Genomic DNA, 17,600 nt, shown 5'->3' on the forward strand with positions numbered 1-17,600 from the left:
TGATGCCAGAACAGCCAGCGAGCTACCGGCTCGGGCGACGGCTCGGTGAGGAAGACGCGATCCCAGGGAATGAGCACGTCGTCGAGCCACATCTGGCCGTCGAGCTCGTCGAAGCGGCTGCTGAGCGGCGAGGCGAAGCGGTCGGGGTCGCGCGCCGAGATCCTGCGGCAGACGACCGTGACGCCGGGCGCGTTCACGGCCACGGCGAAGGTCGCGCGATGGCCGTCGATGTCGACGCCGTTCAGCGCGCCGATATAGACGTCGTGGGCGAAGGCTGGGCTCGTATGCATGCCGATCTTGCCGCGGACCACGAGGCCTTCGGCCGACCGTTTGACGATCCGGAGCGCCACCCGCTCGGCCGGATTCTCGCGCAGCCGATGGCCGATCGGCGCCGCGCCCGCGGCAAAGGTCAGGAACCGGCCGGTGCGCGCGATCTCGGCCCGGTACGCCTCGGCGTTGATCGCCTGCTTGGGCGAGGCGTTGTGGAGGCCGACCGCATGCAGGACGCCGAGCGCGATCAGGTGTCCGTAGGCCGGCGTGTGGGTGATGTTGCCGGCGCTGAGGAAGGTCGTCGCCGAGAAGCAGCGTCCCATGCGGCGAAGGTCGTCCACGGTGCGCGGCACCAGGAAGCCGATTGGCGGGCGCGTTCCATCGGATTGCGGCGGCGCGAGCACGGTCTCCTGCCAGGCCGGATCGAGGTGGCGGTCGTACCAGGCGACATATTCCTCGACCATCGCCCGCGTCGCCGGATGGGTCGTCACATCCTCGATCCGGCCTTCGCCCAAAATCCAGACGCGCCGCCCGTCGCGCAGGCTTTCCCGATACTCGGCACCTCTTCGCAACGACGTCATGGCGCGCTCCGTTCTCTGCGGCTCGCGAAGTCTGCCGCTGAAGCGCGTTTAGAGCCAGCGTGCTCAGCCGTGCGTCGGCATGGCGATGATATTCGCCGAAAGCGGGCGGTTCTCGGCCCAGCGCTCGGTCAGGCCGCGCTCGTTGAAGACATGGATCTCGTAGTCGAGCGTTTTCAGAAGCTCCACCAGCGCCCCGGTACTCGCGTCCTGCCGCCTGAGCGCTTCCTCGTTGGCCTCGACGAGAAGGATCGGTCGCCACGCCGCCAGCACGTTGCGGCCGCCGGCGAGCACCTTCACCTCGGCGCCTTCGACATCGATCTTGATCACGTCCACGTGCTGAAGCGCCAGGCGCTTGTGCAGATCGTCGAGCGTCTCGACCACGACCGTCTCGCGTGCGACCGCGGTCTCGCCCTCGTAGATGAACTCGCCCAGCGTGTTGTGCAGGCCGTGCTTGCGGGGCGCGATCAGGAGTTCGGCCGTGCCCGGCTCGGCCGCCACCGCATGCGGCACGACGGTGACGTTGCCGAGACTGTTGCGTGCGATGTTGCGCTCCAGGAGGGCGCGCTCGCGGGCGCTGGGCTCGATCGCGATCACGCGCCCGGACGCGCCGACGCGCCGCGCGGCGAACAGCGTGAACAAGCCCTCGTTGGCGCCTGTGTCGACGAAGGTCATGCCGGGCCGCAGCGTGCGCGCGAGGAACGCGAACTCGTTGGGCTCGAAGGAGCCGGCGACATAGACGCAAAGGCTCTGGTCGTTGCCGAGCGTCGCCTCGATCCGGGTGTTCTCCAGCCACGGCACGATGAGCGGCACGTCCAGCCCTTTCTCGGCGGCCTGGGTCCAGAGCGCGCCGCGTCGGAGGGCGAGCCAGCGGCGCTCGCGGTAGAACTCTCCGGCGAACGACCAGCCGGACGTCGGCACGGCGCGTGGCCGGCGGCGGAGGCTGAGCGCATAAAGCCGGGCCAGCGCCGGCGCATGCACCAGCAGCCAGCGTCCCATCGCGTCGAGCAGGTGTCCGACCATCCGCACGGCCTAAGGCCAGCGCGCCTCGGGCGGCAGGGACATCAGGATCGCCTCCACATTGCCGCCGGTCATGAGGCCGAACTTCGTCCCGCGGTCGTGCAGCAGGTTGAACTCGACGTAGCGCCCGCGGCGCACGAGCTGGTGCTCGCGCTCTTCAGCCGTCCAGGGCTCGTTCATGTGCCGGCGCACCAGCTTCGGGTAAACGCCGAGGAAGGCCTCGCCGACGGCGCGGGTGAAGGCGAAGTCGCGGGTGAAGTCGCCGCTGTCGAGATAGTCGTAGAAGATGCCACCCACGCCGCGCGCCTCGCCGCGATGGGGCAGATAGAAGTATTCGTCGCACCAGTCCTTGAAGCGCGGGTAATAGCCGGTGTCGTGGGCATCGCAGGCGCCCTTGAGCGCGGCGTGGAAATCGCGCGTGTCGGCCTCGTTCGCGGTCATCGGTGTGAGGTCGGCGCCGCCGCCGAACCAGGCGCGGGTGGTGACGATGAACCGCGTGTTCATGTGGACCGCCGGCACGCGCGGCGAGCGCAGGTGCGCCACCAGCGAGATGCCCGAGGCGAAGAAGCGCGGATCCTCCGATGCTCCCGGAATCTGGGCGCGGAACTCGGGGCTGAACTCGCCGTGCACGGTCGAGACGTTGACGCCCACCTTCTCGAACACGCGCCCGCGCAGGATCGACATGACGCCGCCACCGCGATCCTCGCCGGCAGGACCGGGGTCGCGTTGCCATTCCTGCCGGGCGAAGCGGCCGGGCGGCAGCTCGCGATGCGTGCCGCCGAGCTCGGTCTCGATCTGCTCGAACTCGCCGCAGATCCGATCGCGCAAATCCTCGAACCAGGCGCGCGCCTGATCCTTGCGCTCGGCGACCGTCTTCTCGGGCGGCAGGGGTGTGGGGCCGTCCGGTCCCGTGGCGTGACGTGAAGGCAGGGTCATGAGAGCGCGGCGAATCCCCTCGTCTGGCGCAAGCCCTCGCTCAATACCATTGCCGCAGCCAGCGCGACATTGAGCGAACGCGCGCCGGACTGCAGGGGGATGCGCAGGCGCAGGTCGGCCGCATCGTGCACTTCCTGCGGGACGCCGGCGCTTTCGCGGCCGAGCAGCAGGATGTCGTCGGACCGGAAGGCGATCTCGGGAAAGGTCTGCGTGCCCGATGTCGTCAGCAGCACCAGCCGGCCCGGCGGTCGGTCGCGGCGGAAGCTGTGCCAGGAGGCGTGCCGCCCGATCCGCGCCAGGCTGTAATAATCCATGGCCGCCCGCCGGATGCGCCTGTCGTCCAGCGGAAAGCCGCAGGGCTCGATGATATCGAGGGGAACCGCCAGGCAGGCCGCCAGACGGATGAAGGCCCCGAGATTCTGGGGTATATCCGGCTGGTAGAGGGCGAGACGCATGGCAACCTTTCTGCCGCCATCCGCGACGCGGAAACGGGTTCGTGCGGCACGCTGTCACAGCGGGTGAACGTTCGGACCTGCGACCAACAGAGCCTTGAAACAAAAGGCGCTTTCTCGTCTATAAGCCTTAACTCCTCGGGGGAAGTGACAAGCAATGGCTTCAAGCAGCATTCCGGCCGGCGCTCACGGCGATCCGACACGGCGCGACTTCCTGATGGTCGCGACGGGCGCCATGGGCGCCGTCGGCGCCATCGCCGTCGCCTGGCCGTTCATCAACAATCTCAATCCTGCGGCCGATACCCTGGCGCTCAGCACGGTCGAAGTGAACGTGCAGGCGATCGCGGTCGGCCAGGCGATTACGGTCAACTGGCGCGGCAAGCCGGTCTTCATCCGCCACCGTACGGAAAAGGAGATCAAGGAGGCCGAGGCGGTGCCGCTCTCCGAGCTGCGCGATCCGCAGACCGACGACTCGCGGGTGACAGACACGGCCAAGAAGGTGCGCCGCGAATGGCTGATCGTGGTCGGCGTCTGCACCCATCTCGGCTGCGTCCCGCTCGGCACCAAGCCGGGCGATCCGCGCGGCGAATATGACGGCTGGTTCTGCCCTTGCCATGGCTCGCAGTACGACACGTCAGGCCGGATCCGCAAAGGTCCTGCGCCCCTGAACCTCCTGGTTCCCGACTATCTCTTCACAACCGATACCCTCGTCCGCATCGGCTGATCGCCTCACCTGATCGCCACTGGAGCTCGCAGCAATGGCCTCGTCTCACGGCGCTCCGCCGGTCTTCAACAACAAGGTGGTCGCATGGATCGATCACCGCCTGCCGATCTTCTCCTACATGGAGAAGGAGTATCACACCTTCCCGACGCCGCGGAATTTCAACTACTTCTGGAATTTCGGCGCGATCGCCACGGTGATGCTGGTGCTGATGATCGTCACCGGCATCGTGCTGGCGACGAACTATCAGCCCAATGCCGATCTCGCCTTCGCCTCGGTCGAGCGCATCATGCGCGACGTGCCGTCGGGGTGGCTGCTGCGCTACATGCACATGACCGGCGCGTCGTTCTTCTTCGCCGCCGTCTACATCCACATCTTCCGCGGCCTCTACTACGGGTCCTACAAGGCGCCGCGCGAGCTTCTGTGGATGCTGGGCGTGGTCATCCTGCTCCTGATGATGGCGACGGCGTTCATGGGGTACGTCCTGCCGTGGGGCCAGATGTCGTTCTGGGGCGCGACCGTGATCACCAACCTGTTCTCGGCGATCCCGGTGGTGGGCGAATCGATCGTGACCTGGCTGTGGGGCGGCTTCGCGGTCGGCAATCCGACACTCAATCGCTTCTTCGCCCTGCACTACCTGCTGCCGTTCATCATCGTCGGCGTCGTGGCGCTGCATGTCGTGGCGCTGCACGTGCACGGCTCCAACAATCCCTTGGGCATCGATCCGAAAGGACCGCAGGACACGGTGCCGTTCCATCCCTACTACACGATGAAGGACGGCTTCGGCGTGATGATCTTCCTGATCATCTATGCCGCCTTCACGTTCTTCGCGCCGAACGCGCTGGGCGACGTGAACAACTACATCCAGGCCAATCCGCTGGTGACGCCCAACGAGATCGTGCCGGAATGGTACCTGCTGCCGTTCTACGCCATCCTGCGCGCCATTCCCGACAAGCTGGGCGGCGTGATCTGCATGTTCGGCTCGATCCTGCTCCTGCTGGTGCTGCCGTGGCTCGACACCTCGCGCGTGCGTTCCTGCACCTTCCGGCCGATCTACAAGTGGTTCGTGTTCGTGCTGGTCATCGACGTGCTCGTGCTGGGCTATTGCGGTGCCCATCCGCCAGAAGGCTGGTACGTGCCGGCGGCGCGGCTCGCGACGACCTACTACTTCTTTCACTTCCTCATCCTGCTGCCGGTCCTCGGCAAGATCGAACGGCCGCTGCCGTTGCCATCCAGCATCGCCGACGCGGTGCTCAAGAAGAAGGCGGTCTGAGCCGATGTCCATCAAGTTTTCCCTGAACAAGCTGATCCCGGCGGTTGCGGTGGCGCTTGCCGCCTTCTCGGCGGGCACGATTGCCACCGCGGCCGAGGACATGCCGCCGTTGCCCAAGCACGACTGGGGCTTCAAGGGCCCGTTCGGCACCTACGACCGCGCGGCCGCGCAGCGCGGCTTCCAGATCTACAAGGAAGTCTGCTCGGCCTGCCACTCACTCGAGCTGCTCTCCTACCGGGACCTGGAAGGACTCGGCCTCACCGCGAACCAGGTGAAGGGGATCGCGGCCGAATTCCAGGTGTCCGACATCGGCGACGACGGCTCGGCGATCGAGCGGCCGGCGCGTCCATCGGATCACTTCAAGAAGCCGTTCCCCAACGAACTGGCGGCGGCCGCGGCCAACGGCGGCAAGGCTCCGCCCGATCTCAGCGTCATCGTCAAGGCGCGTGAGGGCGGGCCGGACTACGTCTACGGCATCCTCACCGGCTACGTGCCGTACGACAAGTTGACGCCGGAGCAGATCAAGGAGTTCAACGTCAAGAAGGACGACAACTTCAACCTGCACTTCCCGGGTCATCGCATCGCCATGCCGCAGCCGCTCGAGGACGGCAAGGTGACCTATGTCGACGGCACCAAGAACACGCTGCAGCAGGAAGCCTCGGATGTCGTCGAGTTCCTCTCCTGGGCTTCCGAACCGCATCTCGAGGCGCGCAACCGCACCGGCGTTCGCGTGATTCTGTTCCTGCTGGCGATGGCGGGGCTCATGTATGCGGTCAAGCGTGCCGTGTGGGCCGACGCGCACTGACGACCGGCAACGACACAACGTCGTTGACCGATCGCGCGGCCTTGGGCCGCGCGATTTTTTTGTCAGCCTGCGCAGACGACGGGCTGTGGTTTGCGGCAGTTCCAAGCGGAGGCCAAAGCGGGTTACCATCGGGCCGGCGGGGCCGACTGGCATTGCCTGCCGACGGAGGGGGACATGAACAAAGTGATCGCGATGCTGGTATTGGTCGGCCTGCTCTCGGCCTGTGACCGGCCCTGGACGACGGCAGAGAAAGGCGCCGCTGCGGGCAGTGCGATCGGCACGGGCATCGGACTGGTGACAGGCGGCAGTTTCGGGGCCGTGGTGGGCGCCGGCCTGATTGGCGGTGCAGTCGGTTACCTCGGCGGCACCGCCATCGACAACAACAAGTAGGGGGCCGACATGAGAGGGGCAATCGTTGCCGGCCTTTGCGGCCTGCTTGCACTGACGTCCGCAGCCCGGGCCCAGGTTCCGACGCCCAGCTTCGACCAGGCGGCCTACATCACCTGCCGCGAGGCGCATGCCATGCAGGCGGAGACACGAAAGCAGGTGGCCACATTTCTGGCCGAACACTCCGCGCGCTATCGAGGCGTTTCGATACCCAACGACGATCGGGGCGGCCAACTTGCCGTGCTGGTTCGCGGCGGCTGTTCGCTCGCGCCCGATGCCTACCTGTTCACGGTGATCGATCGGGCGATCCTGGCCGAGAAGGACAAGCTGCCCAAGCGGTAAATCAGCGCCGGCTTTGCCGGCGGTCGATGGCCTCGTGGCGCGCGATCAGCTTGCGTGCGCGCTCGATGACCGGGATGTCGATCATCTTGCCGTCGACCGAGAACGAGCCCCGTCCCTCGGCAGCGGCCTGGCGATCGGCCTCGATCAGCCTGCGGGCATGGGCCACTTCGTCCGCCGTCGGCGTGAAGGCAGCGTTGAGCGCCGCGACCAGCCCCGGGTGGATGCACGTGCCGCCCGAGAAACCGAAGCGGCGAGCCCGTTCGGCGCTCTTGCGATAGGCGTCCGGGTCGGAATAGTCGGCGACCGTTCCCAGGATGCCGATCATCGGCACGCCGTGGGCCTGGGCCGCGAAAGCCACGATGCGCTTGGGCAGTTCCAGCGTCTCGTCGCCGGGCAGCGAGCCCGTTTCGAGCGCGAAATCCTCGCCGCCCAGCATCAGCGCAACCAGCCGCGGCGCCCGTTCGGCGATCTCGTTCACGTGCGCCAGCGCGCGCGGGTGCTCGATCATGCCAGCGAAGCCGACGCGGCCGACCGGCATGTCGCGCTCGCGCTCGAGCTCCGTGACCACTTCGTCGAGCAGCTCGAGATGCTGCACACCCTCGGTCTTGGTGATGAAGAGCGCGGAGAGGCCCGGCCGCACGGCGGCCTCAATGTCGGCAACCGCGAGCCGCAGCGGCCGGTTGATGCGCACGGCGACGTCGGCCCCGCCGCGCACGACCTTCTTCATCGCTTCCGGCAGCATGGCGCGCGCCTCGGGCTTCTGCGCCAGCTGCACGCTGTCCTCGAGATCGACCAGCACGCAGTCCGCGCCGCGCTCGTGCGCCCTGTCGATGAACTTCGGCACGTTGCCGGGCACGTAGAGAATCGAACGCCAGACAGGTGGAATGGGGCGGTTGCCAGTCACTTCTTCTTTCCCTTCGAGATCACGCCGGCCTGGCGCAGCTTGGCGTACTCGGCCTCGCCCAGCAGCGGCTTCAAGAGCACTTCGTTGTGCTCACCGACCCGAGGCGCGGATGATTTCAGCGCGCCGGGTGTGCCCGACAGGCGTGGCACCACGGGGTGCGTCGGCAGATCGCCCATCTCCGGGTCGTCGATCTCGATCAGCGCTTCCCGCTCCAGGACATAGTCGTCCTGCACGATCTGCGAGATGTCATAGACCGGACCGATGGTGACGCCGGCCTCGTCGAAGTATTTCAGGTTCTCGGCGAGATCGCGGGCAGCGATGAACGCGCCGATCATGCGGTCGAGCTCGACGCCGTTCTTCACCCGCTCGAGGTTGGTGGCAAAGCGCGGGTCCTTCACCAACTCGGGCCTGCCGATCTTGGCCATCACGCGCTCGGCCATGCCTTGCGTCGAAGCCGAGAGGCACACCCAGTGCCCGTCCTTCGTCTCATAGACATTGCGCGGTGCCGCGTTGGTCGAGCGGCTGCCGGTCCGCACCTTCACCTCGCTGGTGAGCTTGTAGTTGGCGGCCTGCGGTCCCAGCATCGAGAACAGCGGATCGAAAAGCGGCAGATCAAGGACCTGCCCCATGCCGCCATTCACCTCGACCTCGCGCAGTGCGACCATGACCGCACCATAGCCGTTCAAGGCGGCCATGCAGTCGGCGAGATACATCGGCGGCAGCACCGGCTCGCGGTCGGCGAAGCCGTTCATCGACGCGAAGCCGCTATAACCTTCGATAAGCGTGCCGAAGCCCGGCTTGTGACGGTAGCGCCCGTCCTGGCCCCATCCCGAGATGCGCACGATCACCAGTTTCGGATTGACCCGGTGCAGGTCGGCCGGAGAAAGCCCCATGTCCTCCAGGACGCCGGGCCGAAAGCTTTCCACGAGGATTGCGGCCGAGGCGGCAAGCTGGCGTACAATCGCGCGCCCCCCATCCGAGCGCAGGTCGAGAGCGACGCTCTTCTTGTTGCGGCTATAGACCTTCCACGCCGTCTCGACGTCCTTCACCCGCCAGGAGCGCAGCGTGTCGCCCTCCGGCGGCTCGACCTTGATCACCTCGGCGCCGAAATCGGCGAGCTGCAGGGTGAGCACGTTGCCTGCCACGAGCCGTGAAAGGTCGACGACGCGGACACCGTTCAGGGGCCCGGAAGCATCGGGCGTGAAGGACTTCTTGGCGGGACGTTTGGTCATGCCTCAGGGCGCACGACCCTCGTCGCGCGTCGTTGGTTGCAACGGACGGAGGGCCGCGCCACCGGAGGGTGCCGCCGCTCCCCAGCGAAGACTACCCCACGTGCTTCTTCACGAACTCCAGCGTCCGGCCCATCGCCTGCTTGGCGGCGGCCGCATCATAGGAGCCACGCTCGTCGCAATGGAAGCCGTGGTCGGCAGGATAGTCGAAGACCTGCACGTCGGGATGGAGTTTCCGGATCTCGTTCACATGGGCCATCGGGATGTGCATGTCCTTGTCCCCGAAATGCATCATGGTCGGCACTTTGGGCTTCTCGCTCTTGGTGCCGTGGATGCCGCCTCCGTAGTAGGCGATGGCGGCGTCGGGATGGAGTCGCGTCGCCGAGAGCCAGGTGATCGTGCCGCCCCAGCAAAAGCCGGTGACCGCCACTTTGCTCGCTCCCCGCTTCTTCAATTCGGCGATCGCCGCATCGACGTCCTGCACCGGCTTGTCGAGTCCGAGCTCGGTCACGTACTTGCGGCCCTCTGCGATCGTGTCCGGGGTGTAGCCGAGCTCGATGCCGCTCTTGATATGGTCGAAGAACCTTGGCGCAAGGGCGAGATAACCGTCGGCGGCGAAATTGTCGGTCACCGCCTTGATGTGGTGGTTGACCCCGAAAATCTCCTGAATGACGACGATGCCGCCCCGGGGCGTGCCCTTCGGCGTGGCGAGGTAGGCACCGATCTCGCCGGCGGCTGATTTGAGACGGATATCTTCACCCATGAGAAACCTCCCGGTTGCGCGGCGCATCTGACATGGTAATCCGTCGCCGTTCAACCCGCCCGCCCGCAGAGCGAGCCATAGAAAGTCAGCCATGTACATTCCCAAGCCGTTCGAGGCGTCCGAGACCGTGGGCCGCGAGATCATGCTGGCGCATAGCTGGGCACTGCTCGTCACGACCGGGACCGACGGCGCGCCGTTCGCAAGTCATCTCGCGCTGCTCTGGCAGGAGGACGGCAGCGCGCACGGGCGTTTGATCGGCCACATGGCCCGCGCCAACGCCCACTGGAAGCTGTTCGAACGGGCGGCCGACTCGATGGCCATGTTCTGGGGCCCGCATGCCTATGTCTCGCCGACCTGGTATACGCCGGGCGCCAAGGTGCCGACCTGGAACTATCTGACGGTCCATGCCTACGGCCGGCCAGAGATCATCGACGATACGGCCGCCACGCTCGATGTGCTGGCGAGGCTCGCCGCGACTTACGAAGGTCGCGGGCCCGATGCCTGGACGCTCGATCGCTTACCATCGGGCAATGCCGAGGCACAAAGCAAAGGCATTGTTGCTTTCCGCATGCCGATCTCCCGACTCGAGGCCAAGGCCAAGCTCAGCCAGAACCGCGACCTCGAGGATCGCCATCGCGTGATCGCCAGACTTGAGGCGAGCGACAGTCAGGACTCGCAGGCCACCGCGCTCTGGATGACGAAGGTCCTGCCGTAGGGTCGCGCGGATCAAGTGGCCGTGCGACGGCCGGCCGTTCTAACCGTCGATCACGGCCATCGCATCCATCTCGAACAGCCAGCCCGGCTGGGCGAGTCGGCTGACGAAGATGAATGTGCTCACCGGCGGCGCCGCGGTGTTCACGTAGCGATCACGGACCTTCTGGAACGCGGTGCGTTGCTCCGGCGTGACCGACGCCACGCAATAATTGTTGATCTTCACGAGATTCCGGAAGCTGCCGCCCGCAGCCTTGAGGGCAGCGTCGAGGTTTCTGAATACCTGCTCGACCTGGGCCGCGAAGTCGTTCTCGCCGACCAGCTTGTCATCGGTGTCGTGCGGCACCTGGCCGGCAATCAGCACGAGCTTGCCGCCGGTCACTTCGCAGATCTGCGAATAGCCGGCGCGCCGCGGCATGGTCCTGGGATTGGAGAAGGTGACGGTCATGGCTGGCTCCTGAGTCACACGTTGAAGCGGAAATGGAAGACATCGCCGTCCTTGACGGCGTAGTCCTTGCCTTCGAGGCGGAGCCTGCCGGCATCGCGCGCACCGCCTTCGCCATCGAGCGCGACGTAGTCGTCATAGGCGATTGTTTCGGCGCGGATGAAGCCCTTCTCGAAATCGGTATGGATGACGCCGGCCGCCTCCGGTGCCTTGGCTTGCCGTCGCACCGTCCAGGCGCGCGCCTCTTTCGGTCCAACCGTGAAAAAAGTGACGAGGTCGAGCAGTGCATAGCCGGCACTGACCACGCGCGCGAGGCCCGTCTCCTTGAGGCCGAGATGACCGAGATACTCGGCCTGGTCCTTGGGGGAAAGCTGCGCCACTTCGGCTTCGATCGCTGCCGAGATCACGACGGAGGGAATGCCGCGCTCGGTGGCCCAGGCTTCAGCCTTGGCGCTATGCGGATTGCCGGCGGCAGCCGAGGCTTCATCCACGTTCAGCACGTACATCATGGGCTTGGCGGTGATGAGCTGCAGCCGGGCAAAAACCGGCCGTTCCTCGTCGGTGAGCGCCGCGGCGCGTGCAGGCTTGCCGGCGCGCAGCGCGTCGAGGGCCTTCTGCACGACCGGCGCCTCGATGGCCGCCTCCTTGTCGCCGCCCTTGGCGCGCTTCTCGAGGTTGGGCAGGCGTTTCTCGAGGCTGTCGAGATCGGCCAGCATCAGCTCGGTCTCGACGATCTCGGCATCGCGCACGGGATCAACGCCGCCTGCGACGTGCGTCACGTCACGGTTCTCGAAACAACGCAGCACATGGGCGATCGCATCGACCTCGCGGATGTTGGCGAGGAACTGGTTGCCCAGCCCTTCGCCCTTGCTTGCTCCCTTGACCAGCCCCGCGATGTCGACGAATTCGAGTTGCGTGTTGATGACCTTGGCGGATTGGGCGATCGCCGCGAGCCGGTCGAGCCGCGCGTCGGGCACGGCGACGCGGCCGACATTGGGCTCGATCGTGCAAAACGGGTAGTTGGCGGCCTGGGCCGCTTGTGTAGCGGTGAGCGCATTGAACAAGGTCGACTTGCCGACATTGGGCAGGCCCACGATTCCGCAGTTGAAACCCATGACTCACTCTTCGAGGGATAGCCTGGCCGGCAAATCGGGCGGCGGCGCGAGATTCGCCACCCGGCTCATGTACTTTTCATCGCCCTTCGCCGTGCCTTCGACCAGCAGCGCCGATTCCTCGGCGAGCGCCTGGAGGAGCTTGGGCAGCCAGCCGTCATCGGGGTCGCGCTCGTCGGGTTCGAAGTCGCGTAGCACCCAGTGCAGCACCAGGTCCTTGTGGCCGGGATGGCCAATGCCGATTCGCACGCGGCGATATCCGTTGCCGACGTGGGCGTCGATGTCGCGCAGACCGTTGTGCCCGCCCGCACCGCCGCCCTTCTTCATGCGCACCCGGCCGGGCGCGAGATCCAGCTCGTCGTGGAACACCACGACGCGGTCGAGCGGCACCTTGAGGAAGCGCACGGCCTCGCCGACCGCCTTGCTCGACTCGTTCATGAAGGTCATCGGCTTCAGCGCGAGCGTCCGCTCGCCGCCGAGATGGCCTTCCGCCATCGCGCCGTTGAAGCGCGCGCGCCAGGGCGAGAAGACACGGCGGCGGACGATCTCGTCCACCGCCATGAATCCGACATTGTGCCGGTGCCCCGCATAGCGCGGCCCGGGGTTGCCGAGGCCGACCAGCAGCAGCATGGGAAGGGCGAGGCGATGGCCCCGCTTACTTCTTGGCCGGTGCCGGGGCCTTGCCACCCGCCGCCGGAGCTGCCGCAGCCGGAGCTGGCGCAGTTCCTGCTGCAGGGGCCGCCGCGGGAGCGGCCGCACCCGCGGCTGGCGTCGCTTCGGCCACAGCCGGGGCCGCCGCCGCTGCCGCGGCATCCGCGGCCGCCTGGGCCGCCGCCTCGCGCACCACGGTGGGTGCGGCGATCGAGGCCACGGTGGCGTCCTTCTCGCGTGTCACCATGCGCACGCCCTCCGGCACCCTGAGCGAGGAGATGTGCACTGAATGGCCGATCTCCAGCCCGCTCAGGTCGACCTCGAAGAACTCGGGGATCAGATCGGGCTTGGTGCGCACAGTGATCTCGTGCATCACGACGTTGAGCACACCGCCGCGCTTGATGCCGGGCGACGCCGCCTCGTTCCTGAAATGGACGGGCACCTGCACGGTGATGATCGAGTCGGGGCCGATGCGCAGGAAGTCGAGATGCAGAGGACGGTCGGTCACCGGATCGACCTGCACGTCGCGCGGCAGGACGTCGACATTCGTGCCGTCGACTTCAATCTGGAGCCGGTGATTGAAGAAACCCTCCTTGTGCATCTCGCGCTCGATCGTCTTCGGCTCGACCGCGATCATTTGGGGGGCCTGCTTGTCGCCGTAGATCACCGCGGGAATCAGTCCTTCGCGACGGCTGGAACGGGCGCCCCCTTTGCCGGCCCGGTCCCGCTTCTTCGCGACGACCTTCGTCGTCTCTGCCATTTCAACTTCTCCTGTGTGTTTCCTGTTGCTCTCTCTTCATCGCGGCGCGGCCTCCAGGGGTGCCCAGCGCCGGGATCTCCAAAAATCTTCTAGTCGAACAGACTCGACACCGACGTCTCGTCGGAGATGCGTTTCATGGCCTCGGCCATCAGCGAGGCGATGCTGAGCGGCCGCACGTTGGGCGACACACGTACCGCCTCCGTGGGCTGGATCGAATCGGTGATCACGAGCTTCTCCATCGGCGAGGCAGCGACGCGGGCGACTGCACCACCCGACAGCACGCCGTGCGTGACGTAGGCGCAAACCGACTTGGCGCCATGGTCCATCAGCGCCACGGCGGCATTGCAGAGCGTGCCCGCCGAATCGACGATGTCGTCGATCAGGATGCAGTCGCGGCCGTTCACGTCGCCGATCACGTTCATGACTTCGCTGACGCCCGCCGCCTCGCGACGCTTGTCGATGATCGCGAGGTCGGCGTCGATGCGCTTGGCGATCGCGCGCGCTCGCACCACGCCGCCCGTGTCGGGCGAGACCACGGTCAGACTGCGGTTCGAAAGCGTCTCCTTGATGTTCTGGCTGAACACTGGACCGGCATAGAGATTGTCGAGCGGGATGTCGAAGAAGCCCTGGATCTGGCCGGCGTGGAGATCCAGCGTGAGTACGCGGTGGGCACCGGCATGGGTAATCAGGTTGGCCACCAGCTTGGCCGAGATCGGCGTACGCGAGCCGGTCCGGCGGTCCTGGCGGGCGTAGCCGTAGTAGGGCATCACTGCGGTGATCCGGCGCGCCGAGCTGCGGCGCAGCGCGTCGATGGTGATCAGCAGTTCCATCAGATGGTCGTTCGCCGGATAGCTGGTCGACTGGATGACGAACACGTCCTCGCCGCGCACGTTCTCGAGGATTTCGACGAAGATCTCGTTGTCGGAGAATCGCTTGATGTTCGCTCTCACGAGCGGCAAGGCGAGCTTGGCGGAAATCGCTTCCGCCAGCGGCCGATTGCTGTTGCCCGTCAGGATCTTCATGGTATCGCGCCCCTCACGCCGGGCGGGTTCTCGTTAAGTCGTTGATAATAAACGACAAAACGGCCATTCCCGGCCGCGACGCGGCGGAACATAGCAACCGGTTCACGCTCTGTAAACGGCTCGCAATATCGCAGCTGTGGGCCGGGGAACGCGCTGCCCGAATCGAAAGGCCGCTCCTCCTGGAAGCGACCTTCCTTTCTTCCTCGGCGAGCCGTGCAAATGCTCCGCCTGTTACTGCGCTCACGCGCGCGACAGCCATGTTTCAGCAACGCGGCGGTATCGTGCGTCATCGATCATGCGGATTGAAGTCGAACGGGGTTACGCCCTTCCCCACAGCCGCCGCGTTGCAATGTCGGCGCCGGCACGGCAACTCCTGAGTTTCTCCCAGACGACATCCTCGGCGACCAGTTCCGAGCCTGCGAAGGTGCCGAAGCCGCAGTCGCTGGAGGCGATGATGCGGCTGCGGTCGCCGACCGCGTCGACCGCCTCGCAGATCCGGTTCGCCACCACTTCCGGATGCTCGACGTAGTTGGTCGTCGAATCGACCACGCCGGGAAGTAGAAGAAGCTCCGGTGGAGGCGGGTTGCGCTTGAGCGCCGCATATTCGTGCTGATGTCGGGGATTGGCGAACTCCAGGCTGAGCGCGCCGACGTGGGCCTGGTACAGCACCGGCAGAATCTCCGCAAGCGGGATGTCGTGGATGTGCGGTCCTTCGTAGTTTCCCCAGCAGCAATGCAGCCGGATGCGGTCGCGCGGGATGGCAGCCAACGCCTCGTTGAGCGCCGCGACGTGCATTTCGGCGATCCCGAGGAACTCGGTGGCGGTCATGTCACGGAACAGGACCGTGCGTTCCATCGCGAGGTCGGGAGCATCGATCTGCAGCACGAAGTCGCGCGCGACCAGCTCGTATTCCTTGCGCATCTGGCGTGCCAGCGCAAAGACATAGGCTTCATGGCTGTCATAGTGCGCATTGAGCAGCGTCGTGGCGATGATCCCTGGCGATGCCGCGGTCATGAATGCGTCGGCAGGCGGCGTGCCGAGGCCGTCGAGCGCCGCGCGAAACATGCGACATTCCTGCTCGGCGGCGCCAAGGTCGTCATAGGCGACGTCGGCGATCGCCTGCGGGGCGTTCGACACCTTGCTGCGACGGGGAAGCCGTTGGGCCATCCAGGCGGCGAAGACGGGAAAGTCGGCGAAGTCGCGCGGCCTCGGTCGCTTCGATTCGCCGCCGAAGCCCTTCATGCGCTGCGCCACGTAGGTCTGGAAGCCGACGCGCGGCTGCTCGCCGTCATTGATCACATCGACGCCGGACGCGACCTGTCGCTCGACGACATGTCGAACAGCGCTTTCGCTCAGACGGTGCAGCTCTGTCCGATCCACCACCTCGCCGGCTTCTTCGCGGATCAGCCGGTCGGCAAGCGCCGGATGGCGCGGGAGGCTGCCGACGTGAGTGATGAGAATTCGTTCCTCGCTGCGACGCATGGACTGCCTCCCGGCGTTGACATCCGCTACATGGCGTGCGGATCGGCGACGAATGGCCACTGCCTCTTGTCCGCCTTGGTGTAGGACAGCAGCGACCAGTCCGGAACAAGCGCGCCGGGCGCGGCGACATAGACGACTTCGCTGGCAATCGGCGCATAGGCGGCATGGAAATGCTGCATTGATTTCACCACCACGATCTTCTTGGTCGAGGGATCGACACCGAGCTTGGTGAAGCAGTCGCGGCTGTGGCACTGCGTGCGCTTGGAGTTGACGATCACCGTCACCCCGTTGATCTGCAGAGCAGCCGCATCGCCGATCGAAGCCACGCTCTTGCGCTCGCCGCCGAACTCGACGGCGACATCCTTCTCGACCTTCAGCACCCTGGCGCGCGCGTCGACCGGCGAACCCGATTGCGGACCGAGCTTGCCACCGAGGCGAATATCGAGCTCCGCTCCCTCGCCGACCTCGAAAGCGAGCTTGACTGCGCCAGGATCCCAGAACATGCCGATCGCGGCCTCCCTGACGTTGCGGTCGAGCAGGGCCTGCAGGATGAAGGTCGAGTCCGAGGCCGCGCCGCCGCCCGCATTGTCGGAAACGTCGGCCAGGACCATCGGCTTGGGCAGGTTGTGGGTTGAAACGCGCGCCATCGCCGTGTCCAGCGAGACGTAAGGCGGCTGGGTCTTGTCGCGCAGGGCGAAGAATTCCAGGCCGAGTTCGCGGGCGAGCCGCTCTGCCTTGAACTTGTCGCCGTCGGTGATGACGATCAGCTTGGAGCCCATTTCCTTCACGTCGGACCACGGAAAGCCGTGGGCGATCGAGAGCGAGAGGACGCCGTTCCTGCCTTCCATTGCCGAGAGCTTGTCGACGAAACCACGCATCGGCTGGCGCGTGGTGTGGAAGACGCCGATCATCCGGCAGTCGAACGCGGCCATCACCGGCCTGGTGCGGCCCTCGATGGCGCCTTCCATGACGTTGAACAGGTCCTCGGCGCGCTCCGACACGTCGACGTGCGGGTATTCCTTGAACAGCACCAGCGCGGTGGCGTCGCGCATCGTGCCTTCGCCGATGTTGCAATGCAGGTCGAACTCGACGCCGACCGGCACGTCGCGGCCGACCACCTGGCGGACATGGGCGAGCAGGTCGCTTTCGCAGTCGTCGTAGCCCTCGGCCACCATGGCGCCGTGGCACGACAGGAACACCGCATCGACCGGCATCGCCGCCTTGAGGTCGGCGACGATCTCGTCGCGGAACGCCTCGTAGACCTTCTTCACGGTCTTGCCGGCCGGCTGCGCGAAGGCGCACAGGCTCTCGGCCACCTGCCAGCCGCGCGCCTGCGCCAGGCGGCGCCACACCGCCAGCGGCGCGCCGAACATCGGCGTCTTGTCGCCGTAGTCGCCCTTGCGGAAAAGACAGGTGTCCTGGAAGAGCTGCAGCCCGGTCGGCAATGACGAGAAGGTGTTGGTTTCCGTACCGAGCGTGGCGGTGAAGATCTTTTTCATCGGACAGCAGGCCCCCTTGTTGGAGGCCCGACGCTACCCGCTCTTCACATTGCCGGGAAAGCCGCACGCACGCATGCACGGCGCAAACCGGTCATGCAGGCACAAATCGCCGTCCCGGTGAAGGCTCGGGTCGCTCGCGCCCCGAGCGGCGGCAAGGCCGCTCAGCGGCGATCGATGACGGTGTAATCTGCGTCGCTGACCCGCACGCTGGTCCCGCGCACGCGCACCGGCACCGTAC

20 protein-coding genes are annotated in these 17,600 nt (G+C 66.2%); 6 read left to right on the forward strand and 14 right to left on the reverse strand.

All coding sequences use genetic code 11. From position 1 onward, the window contains the following. From VH499_RS20960 to VH499_RS20975, 4 genes are all read right to left on the reverse strand, one after another. The coding region (locus VH499_RS20960; protein ID WP_332054703.1) for a 4-hydroxyphenylacetate 3-hydroxylase N-terminal domain-containing protein at positions 1–851 on the reverse strand (851 nt) is incomplete at its 3' end. A 63-nt stretch (positions 852–914) separates the two neighbouring features. Next, on the reverse strand, positions 915–1,871 hold the full coding sequence (locus tag VH499_RS20965) for an FkbM family methyltransferase (RefSeq protein WP_332054704.1): 957 nt from the start codon (positions 1,869–1,871) through the stop codon (positions 915–917). Between the two features lie 9 nt (positions 1,872–1,880). Next, positions 1,881–2,804, reverse strand: coding sequence for an oxygen-dependent coproporphyrinogen oxidase (hemF, locus tag VH499_RS20970; protein ID WP_332054705.1), 924 nt, complete (start codon positions 2,802–2,804; stop codon positions 1,881–1,883). Next, on the reverse strand, positions 2,801–3,259 hold the full coding sequence (locus VH499_RS20975) for a tRNA (cytidine(34)-2'-O)-methyltransferase (protein WP_332054706.1): 459 nt from the start codon (positions 3,257–3,259) through the stop codon (positions 2,801–2,803). Before VH499_RS20975 ends, hemF begins: the two co-directional genes overlap by 4 nt. A gap of 154 nt (positions 3,260–3,413) precedes the next feature. Between VH499_RS20975 and petA the strand changes: the two genes are divergently transcribed. From petA to VH499_RS21000, 5 genes are all read left to right on the forward strand, one after another. Beyond that, positions 3,414–3,980: a ubiquinol-cytochrome c reductase iron-sulfur subunit gene (petA, locus tag VH499_RS20980; RefSeq protein WP_332054707.1), complete on the forward strand. Its 567-nt coding sequence runs from the start codon at positions 3,414–3,416 to the stop codon at positions 3,978–3,980. Between the two features lie 34 nt (positions 3,981–4,014). After that, complete coding sequence (locus VH499_RS20985; RefSeq protein ID WP_332054708.1) at positions 4,015–5,250, forward strand: cytochrome b/b6; 1,236 nt, start codon at positions 4,015–4,017, stop codon at positions 5,248–5,250. A 4-nt stretch (positions 5,251–5,254) separates the two neighbouring features. Then, positions 5,255–6,055, forward strand: coding sequence for a cytochrome c1 (locus tag VH499_RS20990; protein WP_332054709.1), 801 nt, complete (start codon positions 5,255–5,257; stop codon positions 6,053–6,055). Positions 6,056–6,229: 174 nt separating this feature from the next. Then, on the forward strand, positions 6,230–6,445 hold the full coding sequence (locus VH499_RS20995) for a bacteriocin (protein ID WP_332054710.1): 216 nt from the start codon (positions 6,230–6,232) through the stop codon (positions 6,443–6,445). A gap of 9 nt (positions 6,446–6,454) precedes the next feature. Beyond that, positions 6,455–6,784, forward strand: coding sequence for a hypothetical protein (locus tag VH499_RS21000; protein WP_332054711.1), 330 nt, complete (start codon positions 6,455–6,457; stop codon positions 6,782–6,784). A 1-nt stretch (position 6,785) separates the two neighbouring features. Here the strand turns inward: VH499_RS21000 and VH499_RS21005 are convergent, their stop codons facing one another. From VH499_RS21005 to VH499_RS21015, 3 genes are all read right to left on the reverse strand, one after another. Continuing rightward, positions 6,786–7,688 carry a CoA ester lyase gene (locus VH499_RS21005; RefSeq protein ID WP_332054712.1) on the reverse strand — a complete coding sequence of 301 codons (903 nt, stop codon included), beginning with the start codon at positions 7,686–7,688 and terminating at the stop codon, positions 6,786–6,788. Further along, positions 7,685–8,920 (reverse strand): CoA transferase, encoded by a 1,236-nt coding sequence (locus tag VH499_RS21010; protein WP_332054713.1) that lies wholly within the window; start codon positions 8,918–8,920, stop codon positions 7,685–7,687. Before VH499_RS21010 ends, VH499_RS21005 begins: the two co-directional genes overlap by 4 nt. Before the next feature lie 91 nt (positions 8,921–9,011). Further along, positions 9,012–9,680 carry a dienelactone hydrolase family protein gene (locus VH499_RS21015; RefSeq protein ID WP_332054714.1) on the reverse strand — a complete coding sequence of 223 codons (669 nt, stop codon included), beginning with the start codon at positions 9,678–9,680 and terminating at the stop codon, positions 9,012–9,014. Between the two features lie 91 nt (positions 9,681–9,771). Here VH499_RS21015 and VH499_RS21020 point away from each other — a divergent pair, with 91 nt between their 5' ends. After that, the gene (locus tag VH499_RS21020; protein ID WP_332054715.1) at positions 9,772–10,395 is read left to right on the forward strand and encodes an FMN-binding negative transcriptional regulator; all 624 of its coding nucleotides are present in this window, start codon (positions 9,772–9,774) and stop codon (positions 10,393–10,395) included. Between the two features lie 39 nt (positions 10,396–10,434). On the opposite strand, the gene VH499_RS21025 is transcribed toward VH499_RS21020, so the two are convergent. The 7 genes from VH499_RS21025 to VH499_RS21055 form a co-directional block, all read right to left on the reverse strand. Continuing rightward, positions 10,435–10,839, reverse strand: a complete 405-nt coding sequence (locus VH499_RS21025) for a RidA family protein (protein ID WP_332054716.1) — start codon at positions 10,837–10,839, stop codon at positions 10,435–10,437. A gap of 14 nt (positions 10,840–10,853) precedes the next feature. Next, entirely contained in the window at positions 10,854–11,951 is a 1,098-nt protein-coding gene (gene ychF / locus VH499_RS21030; protein WP_332054717.1) for a redox-regulated ATPase YchF, read from the reverse strand. 3 nt (positions 11,952–11,954) lie between these two features. Further along, the gene (pth, locus tag VH499_RS21035) at positions 11,955–12,578 is read right to left on the reverse strand and encodes an aminoacyl-tRNA hydrolase (RefSeq protein WP_332054718.1); all 624 of its coding nucleotides are present in this window, start codon (positions 12,576–12,578) and stop codon (positions 11,955–11,957) included. 25 nt (positions 12,579–12,603) lie between these two features. Next, positions 12,604–13,359 carry a 50S ribosomal protein L25/general stress protein Ctc gene (locus tag VH499_RS21040; RefSeq protein WP_332054719.1) on the reverse strand — a complete coding sequence of 252 codons (756 nt, stop codon included), beginning with the start codon at positions 13,357–13,359 and terminating at the stop codon, positions 12,604–12,606. A gap of 89 nt (positions 13,360–13,448) precedes the next feature. Then, entirely contained in the window at positions 13,449–14,381 is a 933-nt protein-coding gene (locus VH499_RS21045; RefSeq protein ID WP_332054720.1) for a ribose-phosphate pyrophosphokinase, read from the reverse strand. A 318-nt stretch (positions 14,382–14,699) separates the two neighbouring features. Further along, positions 14,700–15,863 carry an epoxyalkane--coenzyme M transferase gene (locus VH499_RS21050; protein ID WP_332054721.1) on the reverse strand — a complete coding sequence of 388 codons (1,164 nt, stop codon included), beginning with the start codon at positions 15,861–15,863 and terminating at the stop codon, positions 14,700–14,702. Positions 15,864–15,889: 26 nt separating this feature from the next. Beyond that, positions 15,890–17,362, reverse strand: a complete 1,473-nt coding sequence (locus VH499_RS21055) for a M81 family metallopeptidase (protein WP_332054722.1) — start codon at positions 17,360–17,362, stop codon at positions 15,890–15,892. Between the last annotated feature and the right edge of the window lie 238 nt (positions 17,363–17,600).

This window comes from Reyranella sp. (assembly GCF_036558665.1).
Lineage (GTDB): Bacteria > Pseudomonadota > Alphaproteobacteria > Reyranellales > Reyranellaceae > Reyranella.

Bases quoted from the DNA above. Each gene is read 5' to 3' on its own strand.
- pth (WP_332054718.1), bottom strand. From the start codon at position 12,578: ATGCTGCTGCTGGTCGGCCTCGGCAACCCCGGGCCGCGCTATGCGGGG.
- VH499_RS20990 (WP_332054709.1), top strand. From the start codon at position 5,255: ATGTCCATCAAGTTTTCCCTGAACAAGCTGATCCCGGCGGTTGCGGTG.
- VH499_RS21050 (WP_332054721.1), bottom strand. From the start codon at position 15,863: ATGCGTCGCAGCGAGGAACGAATTCTCATCACTCACGTCGGCAGCCTC.
- VH499_RS21040 (WP_332054719.1), bottom strand. From the start codon at position 13,359: ATGGCAGAGACGACGAAGGTCGTCGCGAAGAAGCGGGACCGGGCCGGC.
- VH499_RS21010 (WP_332054713.1), bottom strand. From the start codon at position 8,920: ATGACCAAACGTCCCGCCAAGAAGTCCTTCACGCCCGATGCTTCCGGG.
- VH499_RS21015 (WP_332054714.1), bottom strand. From the start codon at position 9,680: ATGGGTGAAGATATCCGTCTCAAATCAGCCGCCGGCGAGATCGGTGCC.
- VH499_RS21020 (WP_332054715.1), top strand. From the start codon at position 9,772: ATGTACATTCCCAAGCCGTTCGAGGCGTCCGAGACCGTGGGCCGCGAG.
- hemF (WP_332054705.1), bottom strand. From the start codon at position 2,804: ATGACCCTGCCTTCACGTCACGCCACGGGACCGGACGGCCCCACACCC.
- petA (WP_332054707.1), top strand. From the start codon at position 3,414: ATGGCTTCAAGCAGCATTCCGGCCGGCGCTCACGGCGATCCGACACGG.
- VH499_RS20965 (WP_332054704.1), bottom strand. From the start codon at position 1,871: ATGGTCGGACACCTGCTCGACGCGATGGGACGCTGGCTGCTGGTGCAT.
- VH499_RS21055 (WP_332054722.1), bottom strand. From the start codon at position 17,362: ATGAAAAAGATCTTCACCGCCACGCTCGGTACGGAAACCAACACCTTC.
- VH499_RS20985 (WP_332054708.1), top strand. From the start codon at position 4,015: ATGGCCTCGTCTCACGGCGCTCCGCCGGTCTTCAACAACAAGGTGGTC.
- VH499_RS20975 (WP_332054706.1), bottom strand. From the start codon at position 3,259: ATGCGTCTCGCCCTCTACCAGCCGGATATACCCCAGAATCTCGGGGCC.
- VH499_RS21045 (WP_332054720.1), bottom strand. From the start codon at position 14,381: ATGAAGATCCTGACGGGCAACAGCAATCGGCCGCTGGCGGAAGCGATT.
- ychF (WP_332054717.1), bottom strand. From the start codon at position 11,951: ATGGGTTTCAACTGCGGAATCGTGGGCCTGCCCAATGTCGGCAAGTCG.
- VH499_RS21025 (WP_332054716.1), bottom strand. From the start codon at position 10,839: ATGACCGTCACCTTCTCCAATCCCAGGACCATGCCGCGGCGCGCCGGC.
- VH499_RS20995 (WP_332054710.1), top strand. From the start codon at position 6,230: ATGAACAAAGTGATCGCGATGCTGGTATTGGTCGGCCTGCTCTCGGCC.
- VH499_RS21000 (WP_332054711.1), top strand. From the start codon at position 6,455: ATGAGAGGGGCAATCGTTGCCGGCCTTTGCGGCCTGCTTGCACTGACG.